The 19242-nt window shown below is 64.9% G+C and carries 17 protein-coding genes and 1 riboswitch; of the genes, 7 read left to right on the top strand and 10 right to left on the bottom strand.

The window, feature by feature from the left end; all coding sequences use genetic code 11:
- Window positions 1-6: 6 nt before the first annotated feature.
- The 6 genes from D9V28_RS11380 to D9V28_RS11350 form a co-directional block, all read right to left on the bottom strand.
- Entirely contained in the window at window positions 7-1410 is a 1404-nt protein-coding gene (locus D9V28_RS11380) for an Nramp family divalent metal transporter (RefSeq protein WP_229728049.1), read from the bottom strand.
- 120 nt (window positions 1411-1530) lie between these two features.
- Complete coding sequence (gene ribH, locus D9V28_RS11375) at window positions 1531-2001, bottom strand: 6,7-dimethyl-8-ribityllumazine synthase (RefSeq protein ID WP_121659865.1); 471 nt, start codon at window positions 1999-2001, stop codon at window positions 1531-1533.
- Complete coding sequence (gene ribA / locus D9V28_RS11370) at window positions 1998-3290, bottom strand: GTP cyclohydrolase II (RefSeq protein ID WP_121659864.1); 1293 nt, start codon at window positions 3288-3290, stop codon at window positions 1998-2000. The genes ribH and ribA overlap by 4 nt, the downstream gene beginning before the upstream one ends.
- Entirely contained in the window at window positions 3287-3946 is a 660-nt protein-coding gene (locus tag D9V28_RS11365) for a riboflavin synthase (RefSeq protein WP_121659863.1), read from the bottom strand. The genes ribA and D9V28_RS11365 overlap by 4 nt, the downstream gene beginning before the upstream one ends.
- A gap of 3 nt (window positions 3947-3949) precedes the next feature.
- Entirely contained in the window at window positions 3950-5011 is a 1062-nt protein-coding gene (gene ribD / locus D9V28_RS11360) for a bifunctional diaminohydroxyphosphoribosylaminopyrimidine deaminase/5-amino-6-(5-phosphoribosylamino)uracil reductase RibD (protein ID WP_229728050.1), read from the bottom strand.
- Window positions 5012-5109: 98 nt separating this feature from the next.
- A riboswitch (FMN riboswitch) is annotated at window positions 5110-5259 on the bottom strand.
- 950 nt (window positions 5260-6209) lie between these two features.
- On the bottom strand, window positions 6210-7181 hold the full coding sequence (locus D9V28_RS11350) for a sugar-binding transcriptional regulator (protein ID WP_121659861.1): 972 nt from the start codon (window positions 7179-7181) through the stop codon (window positions 6210-6212).
- 125 nt (window positions 7182-7306) lie between these two features.
- On the opposite strand from D9V28_RS11350, the gene D9V28_RS11345 reads away from it, so the two are divergent.
- The 7 genes from D9V28_RS11345 to D9V28_RS11315 all read left to right on the top strand — a co-directional run bounded on the left by D9V28_RS11345 (window position 7307) and on the right by D9V28_RS11315 (window position 15604).
- Window positions 7307-9034: a glycerol-3-phosphate dehydrogenase/oxidase gene (locus D9V28_RS11345; protein ID WP_121659860.1), complete on the top strand. Its 1728-nt coding sequence runs from the start codon at window positions 7307-7309 to the stop codon at window positions 9032-9034.
- A 148-nt stretch (window positions 9035-9182) separates the two neighbouring features.
- A complete protein-coding gene (locus D9V28_RS11340; RefSeq protein ID WP_121659859.1) occupies window positions 9183-9941 on the top strand; it encodes an MIP/aquaporin family protein in 759 nt (252 codons plus the stop codon).
- 90 nt (window positions 9942-10031) lie between these two features.
- The gene (glpK, locus tag D9V28_RS11335; protein WP_121659858.1) at window positions 10032-11546 is read left to right on the top strand and encodes a glycerol kinase GlpK; all 1515 of its coding nucleotides are present in this window, start codon (window positions 10032-10034) and stop codon (window positions 11544-11546) included.
- 356 nt (window positions 11547-11902) lie between these two features.
- Window positions 11903-12832 (top strand): ABC transporter ATP-binding protein, encoded by a 930-nt coding sequence (locus tag D9V28_RS11330; protein WP_121659857.1) that lies wholly within the window; start codon window positions 11903-11905, stop codon window positions 12830-12832.
- A complete protein-coding gene (locus D9V28_RS11325; protein ID WP_121659856.1) occupies window positions 12829-13674 on the top strand; it encodes an ABC transporter permease subunit in 846 nt (281 codons plus the stop codon). Before D9V28_RS11330 ends, D9V28_RS11325 begins: the two co-directional genes overlap by 4 nt.
- Window positions 13675-13766: 92 nt before the next feature.
- The gene (locus D9V28_RS11320) at window positions 13767-14933 is read left to right on the top strand and encodes a sensor histidine kinase (protein WP_220700493.1); all 1167 of its coding nucleotides are present in this window, start codon (window positions 13767-13769) and stop codon (window positions 14931-14933) included.
- A gap of 2 nt (window positions 14934-14935) precedes the next feature.
- Window positions 14936-15604, top strand: a complete 669-nt coding sequence (locus D9V28_RS11315; RefSeq protein WP_121659855.1) for a response regulator — start codon at window positions 14936-14938, stop codon at window positions 15602-15604.
- A gap of 18 nt (window positions 15605-15622) precedes the next feature.
- Here the strand turns inward: D9V28_RS11315 and D9V28_RS11310 are convergent, their stop codons facing one another.
- The 4 genes from D9V28_RS11310 to D9V28_RS11295 all read right to left on the bottom strand — a co-directional run bounded on the left by D9V28_RS11310 (window position 15623) and on the right by D9V28_RS11295 (window position 19240).
- A complete protein-coding gene (locus D9V28_RS11310) occupies window positions 15623-16378 on the bottom strand; it encodes an HAD family hydrolase (RefSeq protein WP_121659854.1) in 756 nt (251 codons plus the stop codon).
- Window positions 16375-16971 (bottom strand): GNAT family N-acetyltransferase, encoded by a 597-nt coding sequence (locus D9V28_RS11305; RefSeq protein WP_121659853.1) that lies wholly within the window; start codon window positions 16969-16971, stop codon window positions 16375-16377. The genes D9V28_RS11310 and D9V28_RS11305 overlap by 4 nt, the downstream gene beginning before the upstream one ends.
- 293 nt (window positions 16972-17264) lie before the next feature.
- Window positions 17265-18269 (bottom strand): tryptophan--tRNA ligase, encoded by a 1005-nt coding sequence (gene trpS / locus D9V28_RS11300; RefSeq protein ID WP_121659852.1) that lies wholly within the window; start codon window positions 18267-18269, stop codon window positions 17265-17267.
- Between the two features lie 119 nt (window positions 18270-18388).
- Window positions 18389-19240, bottom strand: coding sequence for an exodeoxyribonuclease III (locus D9V28_RS11295; RefSeq protein ID WP_121659851.1), 852 nt, complete (start codon window positions 19238-19240; stop codon window positions 18389-18391).
- Window positions 19241-19242: the final 2 nt, after the last annotated feature.

Here is a 19242-nt window from a genome sequence, read left to right as displayed (position 1 = left end):
CGCGGCCTAGAAGGTGTTGACCAGGCCGATGACGCCGACCGCCGTAATCGATAACGCCGAGACGATGAGCATCACTGTCGTCGCCTTGCCGTCCTTGACGCGCTTGTCTGTCTGAGTGCGCGACAGGTACACCGTTGCGATGGCCACGCCGATGAGGAAGATGGCATTCAGCACGCCTGCGAAGAGCACCAGCGGCAGTGGTGAGGAGACGATCGTGCCGAACAGGCCCCAGACGATGGGGAGGATGACCATGATCCACCGCATCCAGCGGTCCCTCTGATTCTGGTTGAACCAGTCAAAAGCACCGAAGAGAGACAGGGTGTTACCGATCTGGCGGCCGAGGCTCGGAACGTTCGCGATGATGGTCTTGAACAGAGCCAGTCCGGCACCGAGGAGGAAGATGGTTGCGCCCCACGCGCCGATGCCCGCTTCAAAGGTGCCGGACAGGGTCGTCATCACTTCGGTTCCCTCCGGAACGATGCCCTGCGGGTGCAGCACGGCTGCACCGAGCATGTAGAAGGCGGCCGTGCTGATGGTGTAGATCACCCAGGAAACCCAGGCGTCGACCTTCATAACCGAGATCCAGCCGCGGGCCCGGCGCTCCCAGCCCGCTGATGCGTCCTTCGGGCCGGTCCACGCTGCGTAGCCCTTCTCAACACACCAGTAGGTGTACGCGGTCATCTCGCCCGCACCAACGCCGGTGAGCCCGAACATCGCCAGGGCGATGCCAACGGCGCCGACCGCAACCTGGAACTGGAAACCCTCGGCGATGTCCGCGCCCGACCAGGCGAATTCCGTTCCCTGGATGAGGAACACCATGGTGACGGCGAACGCGGTGACCGCGAAGACGAGCACCGTCGATACCCGTTCGACGATCGTGTATTTGTTCGCGAGGTGGATGAGGATGGCGATGCTGGCGAGGATCGCGACCCACGAGCCGATCGAGAGAAGCGAGTACGGCTCGCCGCCAATCGGAAACAGCGTGCTGAACGCGAACGCGGCCGCGCTGATGACTCCGGCCTGGCTGGTCAGGAACTGCAGGAACATAAGCAGGACGAGCCATGCCATCCAGCCACGTTTGCCCAATCGCGGAGGAACGTCGTCGTAGCCGGAGATCGCGACGCGACCCGTTGAGATCGTCCACCGGGCCAGCTCGATCTGCACCCAGACCTTGACGAAGGTCGAGACGAAGACGAGCCAGAACAGCATGAATCCGGCTTGAGCGCCGAGGGCAGTTGCGGTGAGCAGCTCACCTGACCCGACAACGGCCGCCGACGTGATCATCCCGGGTCCCAGGAACCGGAACCGGCCGCCCAGTGACGTGGGCGGCTCCTGAATCTGCGTCCCGTCCACAACATACGGATCCGAACGGCGCAGTGTCGTCGATGCGTTCGCGTTGGGTGTTGTCACGATTGGCCTCCTTGCCACCGGGCGTCTCGGCGACGCGTCCGGAACAACCTATCAGCTAGTACGACAGGACACCAGTTTGGGGGTCACGCCCGGCCCACCGAAGCTGACGCGTGAGGATGCTCAGCCGCGAAGCTCCTTCAGTAGCACGGCGGTGGCCACAGCGGCCTCGGCGGCCTCGCGGCCCTTGTCTTCCTTCGAGTTGGGCAGGCCGGCGCGGTCGAGACCCTGCTGCTCATCATCCAGCGTGAGCACACCGAAGCCGACGGGTTTACCCGTCGAAAGTGCCACCTGCGTGAGGCCGGAGGTCGCGGCATCCGACACAAAATCGAAGTGCGGGGTGCCTCCGCGAATGATCACTCCAAGAGCGACGACCGCATCCGCGCCGGCATCGAGCGCCGCCTTCGCAACCACCGGCAGTTCGAAACTGCCCGGCACGCGGACGAGGGTGTAACTCGCCCCTGAGTCGTCCAGCGCCCGCGTTGCACCGGCGATGAGACCGTTGCTGATTTCCTCGTGCCAGGAGCCGGCGATCACAACAACGTTCAGCCCTTCGCCCGAGACGGCGAGGTCGGGGGATCCGTGTCCACTCATGAGTGCGTTCCTGCTTCCTGGCCGGTGGCCACGATCGATGATGCTGTGTACTCGTGACCCATTCGGTCACGTTTGGTTTCGAGATAGGACTCGTTGAATGCGCCAACACCGACGACGAGGGGCACTCGCTCGGTCACTGTTACACCGAACTCTTCGAGCTGGCGCGCCTTTTCGGGGTTGTTCGTGAGCAAGCGGATCTCGCTGAGCCCCAGATCCTTCAAAATTGCGGATGCCGCCAGGTAGCTTCGGGCGTCACCCGGAAGTCCGAGTGCAAGATTGGCGTCGAGCGTGTCGAGTCCCTCCTCTTGCAGTCGGTAGGCGCGCAGCTTGTTGATGAGGCCGATGCCGCGTCCTTCGTGACCTCGCAGGTAGACGACGACGCCGCCGTGACGCTGAATGGTGTCGAGGGCCGCGTCCAGTTGCGGGCCACACTCGCACTTGAGCGAGCCGAGCGCTTCTCCGGTGAGGCACTCGGAGTGCACGCGCACGAGTGCGCCGTTTTTCGGCTGCCCGGCGATGATGGCCACGTGGTCGGCCCCGGTGTTGCGGTCACGGTACGCGCGAACGCGGAACGTGCCGTGTGTGGTTGGCACGTTGGTCTCCACCTCGAACAAAACCGGGGTGGACTGTGCGATGGACACGGCCTCCCTCGGCTCGGCATCGCACGCGGCGGACGCGTCGGGGTGCTCGGTGATGTAGTCGATCAGAGCCGCGATGGTGATCACGGGGAGATCGTTCGCCGCCCCAAGCTCGATCAGTCCGGGCAGCCGCATCATGTCGCCGTTGTCGTCAACGACCTCGCAAATGGCGCCGACCGGGCTGAGCCCCGCGAGCTTCATCAGGTCGACGGCGGCTTCGGTGTGGCCGGCGCGTTCCCGCACGCCGCCGTCGACGGCGCGCAGCGGAACAATGTGGCCCGGGCGAATCACATCGGTGGTCACCACTCCGGGATTACCGAGCACACGCAGTGTTGTGGCCCGATCGGCCGCGCTGATGCCCGTTGTGACATGTTCGGCGGCGTCGACGGTGATTGTGTATGCCGTGCGCCGAATATCCTGGCTTGCCGGGACCATGATGGGCAGCTCAAGCCGGTCGGCCAGCTCGTTCGGCATCGGAGCGCAGATGTATCCGCTCGAGTTGCGCACGGTCCAGGCGATCCAGTCGCGGGTGGCGAGCTCGGCCGAGAGAATGATGTCGCCCTCGTTCTCCCGTCCCTCATCGTCTGCGACGAGCACAGGCTTGCCCGCTCGCAGCGCCTTCAGCGCTTCGGGGATTGTGGCGAGGCTCATGCGTCGCTCCTTCCGCTTGCGACGTTCGCCGCCGGCATCCGTTCAGACCGTGATTTCATGGCGAGCATACGCTCGACATGTCGCGCGACGATGTCTGTTTCGATATTCACGGTGTCCCCGACGCCGCGGGTGCCCAGAGTGGTCGCCGTGAGGGTTTCCGGAATGAGCGACACCTCGAACCACTGGTCCACCTCGTCCGGGTTCGACACGGCACTCACCGTGAGCGAGATGCCGTCGACCGCGATCGATCCCTTGCGAGCGACGAGCGGTGCGAGCTCCGGCGCGAGGCGAAATCGCACGACGCGCCAGGCGCTGCCATCGGTGAGCGCGAGGATCCTGGCCGTGCCGTCGATGTGCCCCTGCACGATATGACCGCCGAGCCGGTCGCCGACCTCGGCGGCCCGCTCGAGGTTGACGGTTCGGCCCGGTGCAACGTCTGCGAGTGTCGACATGCGCAGGGTCTCGGCCATCACGTCGACGGAGAACGTTGACTCAGTCCACTCGACGACGGTGAGGCAGACGCCAGACACGCTGATCGAGTCGCCGTGGTGCGCGCCGGTGACGGCGACGGGGCCGCGCACGGTGATGCGGGCGGCGTCGGCGGTGCGGTCGACAGCGATGACCTCACCGACTTCTTCAATAATTCCGGTGAACACGACTCAGGCGTTTCCTTTCGGGTGGGCGACGATCAGCAGGTCGTCGCCGAGGGTGTGCACGGACTCGATGTCGAGTCGGCGAATGTCGCCGATCGATGCAACACCGATGTCGCCGAGCGCCGTGCGGGGGCCGCCCAGAAGTGCGGGGGCGAGGTAGAGGAGGTATTCATCAACGAGGCCGGCGGCGATCAGGGCGCTGATCAGCGTCGGACCACCTTCAACAAACACCGAGCGGATGCCACGCTCCGCCAGCTTCTCGAGATCGGCGGCCAGGTCCGTGCCGGCACACTGAACAGGGGAGTGTGGGTGGGCGAGCACACGGGCACCTGGGGGCACTGCCCGGGTCCCGAAGACGATCGGGACCGGCTGCTCGGGAAGCAGCGCGCCGGCCTCATCGCGCGCGGTGAGTGCGGGGTCGTCGGCGAGGAGTGTGCCGGTGCCGACCGCAATGGCATCCGCCGCGGCGCGCCTGCGGTGCACGTCTGCCCTGGCCTGGGCTCCGGTGATCCACTTGCTCGAGCCGTCCGCGGCTGCCGCGCGGCCGTCGAGCGACTGCGCCCACTTCGCGATCACAAACGGGCGGCCGAGCCGGGCGGCGCGGAGCCAGTCGCCGAGGAGCGCCTCGCCTTCGGTCTCGAGCACGTGCGGAATCACATCGACTCCAGCTGCGGCGAGGCGCTGGGCGCCCCCACCAGAGTGCTGGCCCGGGTCGTCGACGGAATAGGCGACGCGTGCAATACCGGCGTCGAGCAGCGCCTGAGCGCAGGGGCCGGTGCGGCCCGTGTGGTTGCACGGTTCGAGAGTGACGATCGCCGTTGCTCCTGGCGGGACCGCACCGCTGCCGAGCTTGGAGAGCGCATCGACTTCTGCGTGGGCCGTTCCAGCGCCGCGGTGCCAGCCTTCCGCGATCACTGTGCCCGTGGCATCCGTCACCACGCAACCGACCTGCGGATTCACGCCGCGAGCGGGTCCGCGTCGGGCGAGGTCGAAGGCCAGGCGCATGGCGTCGTCGAGATCGGCGACGCGCGCGGGAGAAGCCGCTGCGGTGGTGTCGCTCGTACCCATTCGGATCTTCTCTCGGTGTCTGGAGAGCTCCGGGTAGCGCGGTCGGCGGGTAGCGCCGTTCGAGCCGCGTCACCTGGCAACGAGGTTGCCAAATGTCGCGCGTGCTGCCTCCCATCCGGACTGAGGGCTGCTTTCGCAACCCATAACCGTCGGTGCTGGAATTTCACCAGCTCAATCATTCGCATTGCTGCGAACGACTCGCGGACTATAACCGCCGGTTCGGACTTTCACCGACCCCGGAGCACGTTTCTGTGTCTATCGTAGGTCAACCTGCCCGTTGCGGTTCTATTCCCGGCGATCAATGTCGATTCGTGTCAGCTCGCTGTGAGGTGGCGGTGGTTCCCGTCGGCGGAGTGGGGTGTGTCGGCCGCCCCGCACACCGTCACACGGTCGCGCGCTGCCCGAACACCCGTTGCGTGGTCGCAGATGGTCGTTCGAGTTGGCTGAGCACCCGTTGCTCGGTCGCAAACGGTGGCGAAATCAGGGCGCGAGCCACCCCTTGTGACCGAGCGCCGAGCCAACAACCGTTTGTGGCCGAGCGCCGAGCGCCGAGCCAGCGACCGTTCGTGATGGGGTGTGGGTCGGTGCCAACGAGTCGTTGAGTGGTCGCAAACGGTTGTTCGGTCGCCCACAGCCCGTTGCTCGGTCGGAAACGGTGGCGAAATCAGCGCGCGAGCCACCCCTTGTGACCGAGCGCCGAGCGAACGACCGTTTGTGACCGAGCGCGAGCCGATGACCGTTCGTGACGGGGTGTGGGTCGGTGCCAACGAGTTGTTGCGTGGTCGCAAACGGTTGTTCGGTCGCCCACAGCCCGTTGCTCGGTCGGAAACGGTGGCGAAATCAGCGCGCGAGCCACCCCTTGGGACCGAGCGCCGAGCCAACGACCGTTTGTGACCGAGCGCCGAGCCAACGACCGTTTGTGACCGAGCGCCGAGCCAACGACCGTTCGGACGGGGTGTGGGTCGGTGCCAACGAGTCGTTGCGTGGTCGCAAACGGTTGTTCGGTCGCCCACAGCCCGTTGCTCGGTCGCAAACGGTGGCGAAATCAGCGCGCGAGCCACCCCTTGGGACCGAGCGCCGAGCCAACGACCGTTTGTGACCGAGCGCCGAGCCAGCGACCGTTCGTGACCGAGCGCCGAGCCAACGACCGTTCGTGACCGAGCGCAGGGTCAACGACCGTTCGTCACCCGGTGCGAGGTCAGTTGCCGACGAGCATCCGGGCGGTGCCCGAGTCGACGATGAGATCGGTGACGAGCCCGGCGGCCAGGGCGCCACGGAGGCTCTGCAGTTTCGTCTCGCCAGCCACGACGCACACGCGCCGGGCGATTCCGGTGAGAACCTCCATGCTCGGGCCACTCGACCGCTCGTTGAGCCCGATGCCGTCGGTTGAGCCGTCTTCGCGGTAGAACACTGTGGCGACGTCGCCCACCACTCCTGCGGCGCGCAGCGAGGCGAAGTCGTCGTCGTCCAGGTAGCCGCCGATGTACACGTGGCTCGGAACGCCAGCGAAGGGGGAGCCGAGTCCGAAGACTGCCACGTCGAGGCTGTTCTGCATTTCGACGACGCGGCTGATGCTGCGCTCGCGCCACAACGCTGCCTTGGTTGCCGGGTCGTCGAACACAGCGGGCACGGGGAACTGCTGAACCGTCGCGCTGTACGCCGCCCCGAACCGCTGCAGGATCTCACTCGCGTAGAGCAGGCCGGTCGTGCGAGGGTTGGCGGCACCGTTGAGCTGCACGATCGTCGAGTTGTGGGTGGGTTTCGCCAGCAGGTGGCGGGACAGGGCGCTCATGGTCGAGCCCCACGCCACTCCCATCGACATGTTCGAGTCGACAAAGCCGCCGAGAATTCGTGCAGCGGAGAGGGCCACCCGCTCGAGCCTGTCTACGTCGCTCGTCTGGTCGGGAACCGGGACGACGTGCGCAACCACTCCGAATTCTGAACGGATGTCGCCCTCAAGCTGGCGAGGCATGTCCAGTGGCGACTTCACCTGGATCTCAACGAGCCCGGTTTCACGGGCGTGTCCGAGAAGGCGGGAAACGCTCGACCGGGAGGTATGCAGTTCGTGAGCGATGGCATCCATCGTCAAATCCTGCAGATAGTACAGCTGCGCTGCGGTCAGGGCATCCCGGGTCTTGGGCGGCAGACCGGCGGTCGACGTGGAATTCATGACTCTCCTTGCACGTTTGTGCATCGGGTTTGCACAGAAGTGAATATAGCCCAGAATCGTTGCGAGGCGGAAAGCGCCGCGACACGCGGACGCATCACGCCGGCACCAGCGCAAGGAGAGCGAGCATGAACGATTCGGCAACGCGACCAGTATCCCGCCGAGCGACGGTAGAGGCGCTTCGGGCTCACCCGAGTTCGACGGTCCTCATCATCGGTGGAGGCATCAACGGCCTCGCAACCTTCCGCGACCTCGCCCTGCAGGGCGTCGACGTCACGCTTGTTGAGCGCAGCGACTACTGCTCGGGCGCGTCAGCAGCGTCGAGCCACATGATCCACGGCGGTATCCGCTACCTCGAGAACGGCGAGTTCCGGCTCGTCAAGGAATCGGTCACCGAACGCAACGGCCTCATCAAGATTGCGCCGCACTACGTGAAGCCGCTCGAGACGACCGTGCCGATCTTCTCCACGTTCTCCGGCATCATCAGCGCACCGCTGCGCTTCCTCACCCACAAGCAGGGCAAGCCGCAGGAACGCGGTGCGCTGCTCATCAAGGTCGGCCTCACCCTGTACGACGCATTCTCGCGCGACGGCGGAAGCGTTCCCCGTCACCGTTTCGTCGGCAAGAAGAAGGCGCTCGCCGCGCTGCCGAAGCTCAACTCGGGCATCAAGTACACGGCGACCTACTTCGACGCTTCGGTGCACGACCCCGAGCGCCTCGCTCTCGACGTGTTGCACGACGGCCTCGCCGCCGGCCCGCACGCTCGCGCGGCCAACTACGTCGAGGCCGTTGGCGCCGACGGGGGATCGGTGCGCATGCGTGACACCGTCTCAGGCGACGAATTCGTGATGACTGCCGACGTCGTGATCAACGCTTCGGGCCCATGGACCGACCTCACGAACGCCGCACTCGGCCAGGGCACGCAGCTCATGGGTGGGACTAAGGGGTCGCACATCGTCCTCGACAACCCCGCCCTGCTCGCCGCGACCGGCGGTCGCGAGATCTTCTTCGAGCACAAGGACGGCCGCATCGTGCTCATCTACCCGCTCAAGGGCAAGGTCATGGTCGGCACAACAGACCTCGAGGCAGACCCACGCGAGAAGGCTATCTGCACCGAAGAAGAGGTCGATTACTTCTTCGAGCTCATCGAGCACGTCTTCCCCGATGTTCCGGTCGACCGCAGCGAGATCGTCTACCGGTTCTCCGGCATCCGTCCGCTCCCAGGCCACGGCGATCTCGCCCCTGGCTTTGTCTCCCGTGATTACCGCATCGTGTCGTCCAAGCTCGGCACGTCGACCATGCTCAGCCTCGTCGGAGGCAAGTGGACGACATTCCGTGCCCTGGCCGAGCACATTACGAACGACACTCTCGCCCTCCTCGGTCGCGAACGGTCGGTTTCCACGCTCGGAATGCCTATCGGTGGCGGAGTCGGATTCCCGAGAACGGATGCCGCGATGCAGGTTTGGCTCGCAGACAATTCTCGTGAGGTCGGCAAGGTCCGAGCAGCCGAGCTGCTTGAGCGATACGGAATGCGCGCAACGGCGATCATCGAAGAGCTCGCCGAGTCCGGCGACACCCCGCTGACGCACGCACCGGGCTACAGCCGCCAGGAGATCGAGCGCATTGTGCGCACCGAATCGGTTGTGCACCTGAGCGACGTCCTGCAGCGCCGGACGAGCATCGCCTTCACTGGCGGAGCGTCGAGCGAGCTGCTGACCGAGCTGGCCGGCATCCTCTCAACGGTACTCAACTGGACAGAGAGTGAGAGGCTGGCCGAGGTCGCTGCCGCAGCCGCAATTTTGCGCTCGGAGCACGGCGTGCAGCTGAACTCTCTCGAAACGGGGGCGAACGCCTGATTTCGGAGCCGCGGCGGCAATAACTGCACGCATTCTCACGCGGCGCTCTTGTCCCGCACCGCCTTTCGTCGGTACGTTTCACAGGAGATCGAAATTCACCGCTTTCCGGGAGCGCTCGCATCCGGGACGCTAACCAAGGAAGGTCAACGTGGACGTTACTTTAGGCCAAATCTTTCTCTCGGAGGTCGTCGGAACGGCGCTCCTCATCCTGCTCGGTGGTGGCGTCGTCGCTAACGTCGTGTTGGCCAAGACGAAAGGGTTCAACGGCGGCTGGCTCCTCATCAACTTCGGTTGGGGACTTGCTGTCTACATCGGTGTGCTCGCCGCGTACCTCTCTGGCGCGCACCTGAATCCGGCGGTTACCGTCGGTCTCATCACGGCAGGTACCACCGAGTTCGTCGAAGGAGTCCCCGTCGACTTCGCCTCCACCTTTACCTACTTCGGTGGTGAGATGGTCGGTGCGTTCCTCGGTGCGGTCCTCGCGTTCGTCACATACAAACAGCACTTCGACGCGTCGGACGACCCGGCAGCGAAGCTCGCGGTGTTCTCGACCGGACCCGCGATTCGGAGCTACGCCTGGAACGTCATCACTGAGGCCATCGGCACCTTTGTGCTCGTCTTCGCTGTCATCTCGTTCGGGCGCCAGGGCGACACTCCCGGGCTCGCCGCCCTCGGCGCACTGCCCGTTGCTCTCGTTGTTATCGCGATTGGTATCTCGCTCGGTGGACCGACCGGATATGCAATCAACCCTGCACGTGACCTCGCTCCTCGAATCGCTCACGCCATCCTGCCCATCAAGGGCAAGGGGTCGAGTGACTGGGGCTACGCCTGGGTGCCTGTTGTTGGACCGCTTCTCGGTGGAGCGATTGCTGGCTGGGCTTCCCTCGCCCTGCTGCCAACCATTTAGCTACGGGTGGCGACGGTGTTCTGCCGTCGCCACCACGTGGCATCCGTAACGCTTGTGAATCTGAGAAAAACGCATACAAAGGAGTAAGACATGGCGGATTACGTCATCGCAATCGACCAGGGAACCACAAGTTCTCGGGCCATTATCTTCGACAAGTCCGGATCGATCATCTCGACCGGGCAGCTTGAGCACGAGCAGATCTTCCCCAAGGCAGGCTGGGTAGAACACGACCCAACTGAGATCTGGAACAACACCCGCGAGGTGATCGGCCAGGCGCTCTCAAAGGCGAGTCTCACTCGGCACGACATCGCGGCGATCGGTATCACCAACCAGCGCGAGACCGCTGTGGTCTGGGACAAAACCACCGGTAAGCCGGTTTACAACGCCATCGTCTGGCAGGACACCCGCACCCAGTCGATCGTTGACCGGTTCGCGGCCGACGGCGGCGTCGAACGGTTCAAGCCGAAGGTCGGCCTGCCGCTCGCGACGTACTTCTCCGGAACCAAGATCGTCTGGATCCTCGAGAACGTCGAAGGTGCCCGCGAGAAGGCGGATGCAGGTGACCTGCTGTTCGGAACCACCGACAGTTGGGTGCTCTGGAACCTCACAGGTGGAACCGACGGCGGCGTTCACGTCACCGACGTGACCAACGCGAGCCGGACGCTGTTCATGGACCTCGAGACCCTGCAGTGGGACGACGAGATCCTGTCGGTGTTCAACGTGCCGAAGTCGATGCTTCCCGAGATCAAGTCGTCGAGCGAGGTTTACGGTCACGCACACAGCTCGAGCCTGCTTCGTGAGACACCGATCGCAGGCATCCTGGGCGACCAGCAGGCCGCGACGTTTGGCCAGGCTGCGTTCGACACCGGCGAGTCGAAGAACACCTACGGCACGGGTAACTTCCTCATCTTCAACACGGGTGAAGAGATCGTGCACTCGAAAAACGGTCTGCTCACGACGCTGGGCTACAAGCTCGGCGACGCCAAACCGCACTACGCGCTCGAAGGATCGATCGCGGTGACCGGGTCGCTCATCCAGTGGCTGCGAGACAACCTCGGCATCATCAACTCGGCGCCCGAGGTCGAAACGCTCGCAACGACGGTCGACGACAACGGTGGTGTGTACATCGTTCCGGCGTTCTCCGGGCTGTTCGCCCCGTACTGGCGGCCAGAGGCCCGCGGCGTCATCGTCGGCCTCACCCGGTTCGTCAACAAGGGGCACATCGCCCGAGCAGCGCTCGAGGCGACCGCGTTCCAGACCCGCGAGGTGCTCGACGCCGTCAACGCTGACTCAGGTGTCGACCTGACCGAGCTCAAGGTCGACGGAGGTATGGTCGCGAACGATGCGCTCATGCAGTTCCAGGCTGACATCCTCAACGTGCCGGTCGTTCGACCGGTCGTTGCGGAGACCACAGCGCTCGGTGCGGCATACGCGGCCGGGCTCGCCGTCGGGTTCTGGGAGAACCTCGACGACCTCCGCGGCAACTGGCAGGAAGACAAGCGCTGGGAGCCGAAGATGGACGCCGAGGACCGCGACCGCACACTGCGGTTGTGGAAGAAGGCCGTAACGAAGTCGTTCGACTGGGTCGACGAAGACGTTCAGTAGTTTCCACCCTCGTAACGGGCCCGCTCTCCTCGGAGGGCGGGCCCGTTGGTCGTTGCGGTGCTGCTTGTCGGCCGGCCTGCCGTACGCGCCCCTCGGCCACGCCGACGCGGGTGAGAGGACGAACTTCGTCGTTCCTCGCGCTCTCAATGGACGATTCGTGTCGTGTCACCGCGCTGGCCGGCTGGGTGCCTGCCGCCGGGCTGCCTCTCGAGCAGGTGCGGCACGCGCTAGGGCGTTGGTCGCGCAGGGAACGCTAACCAGTACCCCGGTACTGGTGGTCACACAGATGCGAGACCGGCGTCCGATGTGCCCGTGGCCGAGCCTTCCTAGGCTCGACACATGCGAAAGGAAAGTACATGATCACAGCAGAGGCACTCGTGAAAAGCTACGGCAACAAGGTGGCCGTCGACGCAATCAACTTCACAGTCAGGCCCGGCCAGGTGACAGGTTTCCTCGGGCCAAACGGGGCGGGAAAGTCCACGACCATGAGGATGATCGTCGGTCTCGACCGGCCAACCTCTGGCAGCGTTCACGTGAACGGGCGCCGCTATCAGGACCACCGCGCTCCGCTGCGGGAAGTCGGAGTTCTACTCGATGCAAAAGCTGCTCACAAGGGCCGCTCGGCCTACAAACACCTGCTCGCCATCGGGGCGACGCATGGCATCGGCGCTTCCCGGGTACGTGAGGTCATCGGACTGGCCGGACTCGACTCGGTGGCCGGAAAACGTGTCGGCGGGTTTTCGCTCGGAATGGGGCAGCGGTTGGGAATCGCCACCGCACTGCTCGGTGACCCCGCAACGATCATCCTCGACGAACCGGTGAACGGTCTCGACCCGGAGGGCGTGCGGTGGGTGCGCACACTGATGAGGAACCTGGCCGCAGAGGGGCGAACCGTGCTGCTGTCGTCCCACCTCATGAGCGAAATGGCTCAGACGGCGGACCGGCTCATTGTGATCGGACGTGGCCGGATACTGGCTGACGATTCGATCAGCAACATCATCGCGGGAGCTACCCGTTCGGTGACGCGCGTCCGCACACCGGACACGGAACGCCTGATGGCAACGATTGCCGGGCCCGGTGTCGTCGTCTCGGTGCTGGCGGACGGTGCAATCGAGATTTCAGGACTCACCGCTGAGCACGTTGCCGTCGCAGCGTCCACTGCCGGTGTCGTTTTGCACGAAGTCGCGTCCGTATCGGGTTCGCTCGAAGAGGCGTACATTGCCCTCACCGCCGGAGAAGTCGAGTACCGCTCGTCACATATCGCTGAGACTGGAGCACACCGATGACCGCAACAGAAAAACACCGTGCGACCTTCGTCGCCGGCCCAGACGGCTTGACGTTCGTCGGCGTTCTGCGCTCTGAAATCATTAAGCTCACGAGCCTTCGATCCACCGTTGGCCTTCTGCTCTCCATCATCGTGTTCGGGCTCGCCGTGAGTGTCGCGCTAGGTTTGACTATGGAAGATGCCGGGCTGCCAGACGCCCCGTCCGCGGGGTTCATGCTCGATAACGTCACAATTGGGACGGTCCTGTTCGGCCAACTCATAGCCGGGATTTTGGGGGTGCTCGTCATCAGCGGGGAGTACGCAAGCGGAACAATCCAGTCGACGCTCATCGCCGCTCCCTCCCGCCTAACCGTGCTTGCCGCCAAGGCGGTCGTGCTTTTCGTCTCCGCAACAGCGGCGGCTGGCGTCGCGCTGTTCGGCTCGTGGGCGATCACGTACCGCATGTTCGCGGCCTTCGGGCTTGAGATCGGGCTGACTGCTCCCGGAGTGACGTTTGCTCTTCTCGGCGGATCGGTCTACGTCGGCTTCTCCGCTGTCCTCGGCCTGGGGATCGGAACCATGCTCCGCTCCGTCGCTGCCAGCGTCGCAACAGTTCTTTCGGTGATCCTGCTGCTGCCAGTCGTACTTTCGGTGCTCCCTGCGTCACCGTTCGTCAGGAACCTTCATCTTCTCTCGATGTCGAAGGCCGGGGACGCGATGACCAGCCTGGCTGACCCAGGCGGAGCATTCCTGCATCTCGCCGACGGCTATGTCAGCCCGGCCGCCGCGTGGATCATCGCGGCGGCGTGGGCCGGAGTGTTCCTCTTGCTCGGGGCCGTTCGGCTCCGTCGGGGGGACGCCTGATTCCCCCGCAGAGCATTTCGCGCGGCGCCTCAATCGAGGCGCCGCGCGATGGTGCTTCCTCCGCGCGCCCACGCCCCAGCCGTCTCGTGATCGTGAATGCGCTCACGATTGCAGCGTATGGAGTGCTCGCAGTCGGCATGGCTGTGCTCTCGATGGAGCCACCGCACACAACGCCCCTGTGGCCGATGGTCGGGCTCGGCCTCTCCGGGGTCGCGGTCCTGGCATACCGCCATCGCTATCCACGACTGGCCTTCGTTGGCGCCATGGTGTTCGCTATGCTCTCGCTGGCGTTCGGCTCGGGAGCCGAGTCTCTGCTCGCGATGATCGCGGTGTACACGGCCGGCGTGCGTCGCAGTGCATCGACGGCCTGGCTCTGCTTTGGCATTGCCATGGTCTGCGGCGGGCTTGGTGCGCTGGCGCTCTCGGTCCGCGGAAGTATCGGGCCCCCGATTCTGGGACTGCAGCCGCCGATAGACCCTCGGGACTCGGTGCTGGACTGGGCGAACATTTACCTGGTGATCGCCGTTGTGCTCCTCATCGCGACCCTGCTCGGAACGAACGTCGGGCACCGGCAGCGTCACATCGGAGAGCTGGTCGACCGTGCAGAGCGCCTGGCGCGCGAGCGCGATCAGCAAGCGGAGGCCGCGAGAGCACTGGAACGAGAGCGGATCGCGCGAGAGATGCATGACGTGATCGCGCATAGCCTTTCGGTCATGATCGCCATCTCGGACGGGGCGCATGCCGCGGCAGCGGAGCGGCCTGACGAGGCAAAGGAGGCCATCGCTCGTGTCGCCGAGACAGGACGCAGGACCCTCGGAGAGGTTCGTCGCCTGCTCGGTTCGGTGCGCGGGAGTACTGGCGCGGAGCATTCGCCACAACCTGACGCGTCGCAACTGACGGCACTCGTCGCCGAGTTTGTCGCTGCGGGCCTCCCGGTGCGCCTTGACGTCACTGGCTCGGCATCGACGGACCCGGCACTCGGCCTCACCGTCTATAGGATCGTGCAGGAGTCGCTCACCAACGTTCTGCGCCATGCTCGCCGCGTGAAATGGGTGACGGTTTCGGTGAGGTGGATGGCCGACGAAGTGACGATTGTCGTACAGGACGCGTCATCGGCAGTCGGTGCCTCTACGAACTCAGGGCGCGGCATCCTCGGAATCCAGGAGCGGGTCGCACTCTATAACGGGGAGGTCCAGGCTGGCCCGCACGAGGATGGCGGATGGCGCGTGTACGCACGACTGCAACGGGAGGACCGATAACAATGGAAGACAGTATTCGAGTACTTCTCGTCGACGACCAGGAGCTGGTTCGTTACGGATTTCGCCTGATGCTTGAGGCGACGCCTGGGATGATCGTTGTCGGCGAGGCTGGCGACGGTGCGGAAGCGATCGCGGCTGCCCAACGGCTGAGGCCCGATGTCGTGCTGATGGACATCCGCATGCCGGGTATCGGCGGGATCGAGGCAACTCGGCGCATCACCGACGCTCACCCTCACACCCGGGTTCTCGTTCTCACCACCTATGACCTCGACGAGTACGCTTTCGGTGCACTCGGCGCGGGGGCGGGCGGATTCCTTTTGAAAGACACACGGCCGGATGGCCTCATCGCGGCGATTCGGGCCGTGCACTCCGGCGATGCCGTTGTCTCACCGCGGATCACCGCGAAGCTGATCGAAGTGGCAGCACCCCACCTCGGAGTTCGGCACACCACCGCGAGCGCCGACGACGCGTTCTCCGAGTTGACGGCCCGCGAACGCGAGATCTTTATCCTCATCGGGCGCGGCGAAACGAACAGTGAGATCGCTGCGAGGCTGTTTTTGAGCGAGTCAACGGTCAAGGCACACGTCGGCCGTGTGCTCGCGAAGTTCGACCTCCGCAACCGCGTCGAGGCGGTCATCCGGGCATACGAGCTCGGTGTCGTCGGCCACTGATCCGCACGGACGAAGTCACTACAACTCGTCGAGCGATCCGATGATGCGCACTCCGGCGTCAGCGGCTTCAGCCTGCGCGACGGCGAGTGTGCTGCTGCCAACGGGAGTGCCGTGCCCAAGCGCGCCGACCGCGACGTTCTCGCCGAAGCGGTTGAGCCACACGCCCGTGAGTCCGGCGCGTGCCGCACCGATGGCATCCGTCTGTAAACGATCGCCGACGTAGGCCGCTTCCGAGGGCTCGACATTGAATCGGCGGCAGGCTTCGAGAAAGATCCGCGGGTCGGGCTTGGCGAAACCGACGCCGCCAGACGCGATCACGTGTTCAAAACGGTCCCCGAGCCCGGTGTGGTCGAGTTTGACCTGCTGGTAGTCGGGCTCGCCGTTAGTGATGACGCCAACGCGTGTGCCGGTGTCGGCGAGCCGCTTGAGGCAGGGGAGAGCGTCGCTGAACAGCTGCCAGCTCTCGCGGTAGCGCTCGAAGTAGGTGTCGAACCAGGTGTCGGCGTCGGTGTCGGCGAGGGTCACGCCGTGCGCCGCCGCGAAGTCGAGGGCGCGAGCACGTCGCTGGGCCGCAAACGTGAGTTCGCCTGAGAGATAGCGGTGGTAGTGCTGCTCCTCCAGGGCGTGCCAAAGCGTGACCGCGGCGGCGCGGTCGTCGACGGCCAGGTGCCCGGGGGACACGTCAACATGGCGAAGGATGCCGCGCGAGACCGCGCCTCGATGATCGAGCAGCGTGTCATCGAGGTCAAACAGAACGAGGGCGAACGAGCTCACCGTGCGAGCGCCTCCGCTGGCCAGCCCTCTGCAGGCCCCCTGCGATCGGTGGCGACCAACTCAGCCCGGTGGCTCGACGGGAATTCCCCGAACCGGGCGACCTCACCGCGCGCGGTGCCGGTGTATCGGAAGCCAACCTTGTGGGCCACGAGCGCGGACGCCGGGTTGCCGACCATGGCCTCCCACACGATCGTCGTCTTGGGCGGAGTCGCCTCGGTGAACCATGCGCTTTGGAAAGCCCAGTCGCTCACAGCGGCGACGGCTTCTGGGGTGTAACCGAGCCCCCGCCACGGTGCGCCCAGCCAGAAACCGACCATGGCCTGCGAATCGTTCCAGTCGCGCAGCGACACCACTCCGAGGATCGTGGGCTCTGTTTTGCGACGCAGCGCCCACGTCAATTCACGACCGGTAGCCCAGCCGGGTTGAACCACTCGAGAGAGGAAGTTTTCGGCATCGCGCAAACGGTACGGCTGCGGCACCGTCGTGAAGTCCGAAATGAGCTGGTCCTGGCAGTAGGCGTAGATGAACGGAATGTCCGCTTCCGTCGGCTCGTCGAGGATCAGCCGTTCGGTTTCGAGTCGCACTACGTCCATTTCCTCAGCCTACCGGCGAGGTCCGGCGCACCACCGATGCGTGCGCAAATTCAGCCGACGCCCGTTGTGAGCCAATGGGCTCAGGCGGTGAATCGCCTGACGAGACGTCTTCGTCGCGCCGCCGCCAGCAGGAAAATCCCAAGAATGCCCATGGCCGAGGTCACCATGCTCGCGATACCCCGCTTGGTGATTCTCACAACCAGCTCCTCGATGCGCTACCTATCCGACGGCGAATGGAACTTTCATCGTAGTTCCGCGTGGCAGGTCACGAACCGGCCGCCCGAGCACCGCCGCTACGAGCGCGGAAGAAGTCCGACCCGCTCGTACGCGAGAGCCAGCGTCTTCTCGGCGACCTCGTTGGCCTTCGCCGCGTTCTGCGCGAGCAGCCGGTCCAGCTCCGCCGGGTCATCGAGCAGCTCGAGCGTGCGCGTGCGCACCGGCTCGAAAACGGCGGTCACCGCGTCGACGACGCCCTTCTTGAGGTCGCCGTAGCCACGGCCCTGGTACTCGTCGACAATCGCATCAATCGTCCACCCCGACATCGCGGAGAAAATGGTAAGCAGGTTCGAGATGCCGGGCTTCGCCTCGCGGTCGAACCGGATCGACGCCTCATCATCGGTGACCGCACGCATGATCTTCTTCGCGTTCACCTTGGGGTCGTCGAGAACCTTGATCAGCCCGGCCTCGCTCTCGGCGGACTTCGACATCTTCGACCCGGGGTGCTGCAGGTCGTAAATCTTCGCGGTCTCCTTGAGAATCACCGGCTCCGGCACCGTGAAGGTGTCGCCGAACCTGCTGTTGAACCGCCCGGCCAGGTCGCGGGTCAGCTCGAGGTGCTGCCGCTGGTCTTCACCGACCGGCACCGCGCGGGTCTGGTACAGCAGGATGTCAGCGGCCATCAGCACCGGGTAGGTGAACAGCCCAACCGTGGTCGAGTCAGCACCGAACCGCGCCGACTTGTCCTTGAACTGCGTCATCCGCCCGGCCTCGCCGAACCCCGTGATGTTGTTGAGCACCCACGACAGCTGGGCGTGCGCAGGCACGTGCGACTGCACATAGAGCGTGCTCTGCGACGCATCGATTCCGGCAGCCATGTACTGCGCAGCGGTCGACCGGGTGCGCGCCCGCAACTCCTCCGGGTTCGGCGAACTGGTCAGCGCGTGCAGGTCGACAACGCAGTAGTACGCGTCATACTCGGCCTGCAACGCCACCCACTGCTGCAGCGCTCCGACGAAGTTGCCGAGGTGCAGAGAATCGTTCGACGGCTGCATTCCTGAGAACAGTACGGGCTTGGTCATGGGGGTCCTTTGATAGATCTGCCCGGTGCGGGCGAAAGTTTTATTACGAGAAGCGGATGCTCCGGCGCACGCGACCTGATTCGCTCACGATATCCGGTTGGTCACGTCGGTCGACGAGGTCAGATCGCGTAGTCCACGACGACGGGCGCGTGGTCGCTCCAGCGCTCGGCGTGGGTCGCGGCCCTATCGATGCGGTAGTCCTTCACCGTCGCGGCAAGCTCGGGTGTCGTCACGTGGTAGTCGAGGCGCCACCCGGTGTCGGTGTCGAAAGCGCGACCGCGCTGCGACCACCAGGTGTACGGTCCTTCCACCTCACCGGCCCAGGTGCGGCCGATGTCGACCCAGCCGAGGCCGACACCTGTGGTGCCGTCGACGCACTCGATCTCTTCGCCGCGCGGACCGAAGAACCTGTCGAAGTATGCCCGCTCCTGCGGCAGGAACCCGGCGTTCTTGCGGTTGCCCTTCCAGTTCTTGATGTCGAGCTCGCGGTGCCCGACGTTGAGGTCGCCGAGCACAACCGCGTAGGTGGAGTGAGCGGCGAGTTCGGGCAGCCGAGCGCTCATGGCGTCGAGGAACTTGTACTTCTCCACCTGCTTCGGGGTGTTGTCTTCACCCGAGTGCACATAGGTGGAGACCACGGTGATGATCGAGCCACCGACCTCGTAGTCAGCCTCGAGCCAGCGTCCAGCGCTGTCGAAGTCCTCCGCACCGAACTCAACCCGGTGGATGTGCGCTTGAGCGCGGCTGGCAATCGCGACACCGGCTCGGCCCTTCGCAGTTGCGGGGTCGTGCAGGATGTCCCATTCCGGCCCGAGCAGGTTCTCGAGATCGCTCGTCGCAGCACGAACCTCCTGCATCGCCAGAATGTCGATGTTCGAGGCGTCGAGCCAGTCGCCCATGCCCTTGCGGAACGCGGCACGCACTCCGTTGACGTTGACCGAGGCAATACGAACGGGAGAGGAAGAAGCCATTC

It is taken from the genome of Mycetocola zhadangensis (assembly GCF_003668565.1).
In the GTDB taxonomy this organism is placed as follows: Bacteria; Actinomycetota; Actinomycetes; order Actinomycetales; family Microbacteriaceae; genus Mycetocola_A; species Mycetocola_A zhadangensis.
This window is presented reverse-complemented; position numbering and strand designations above follow the sequence as displayed.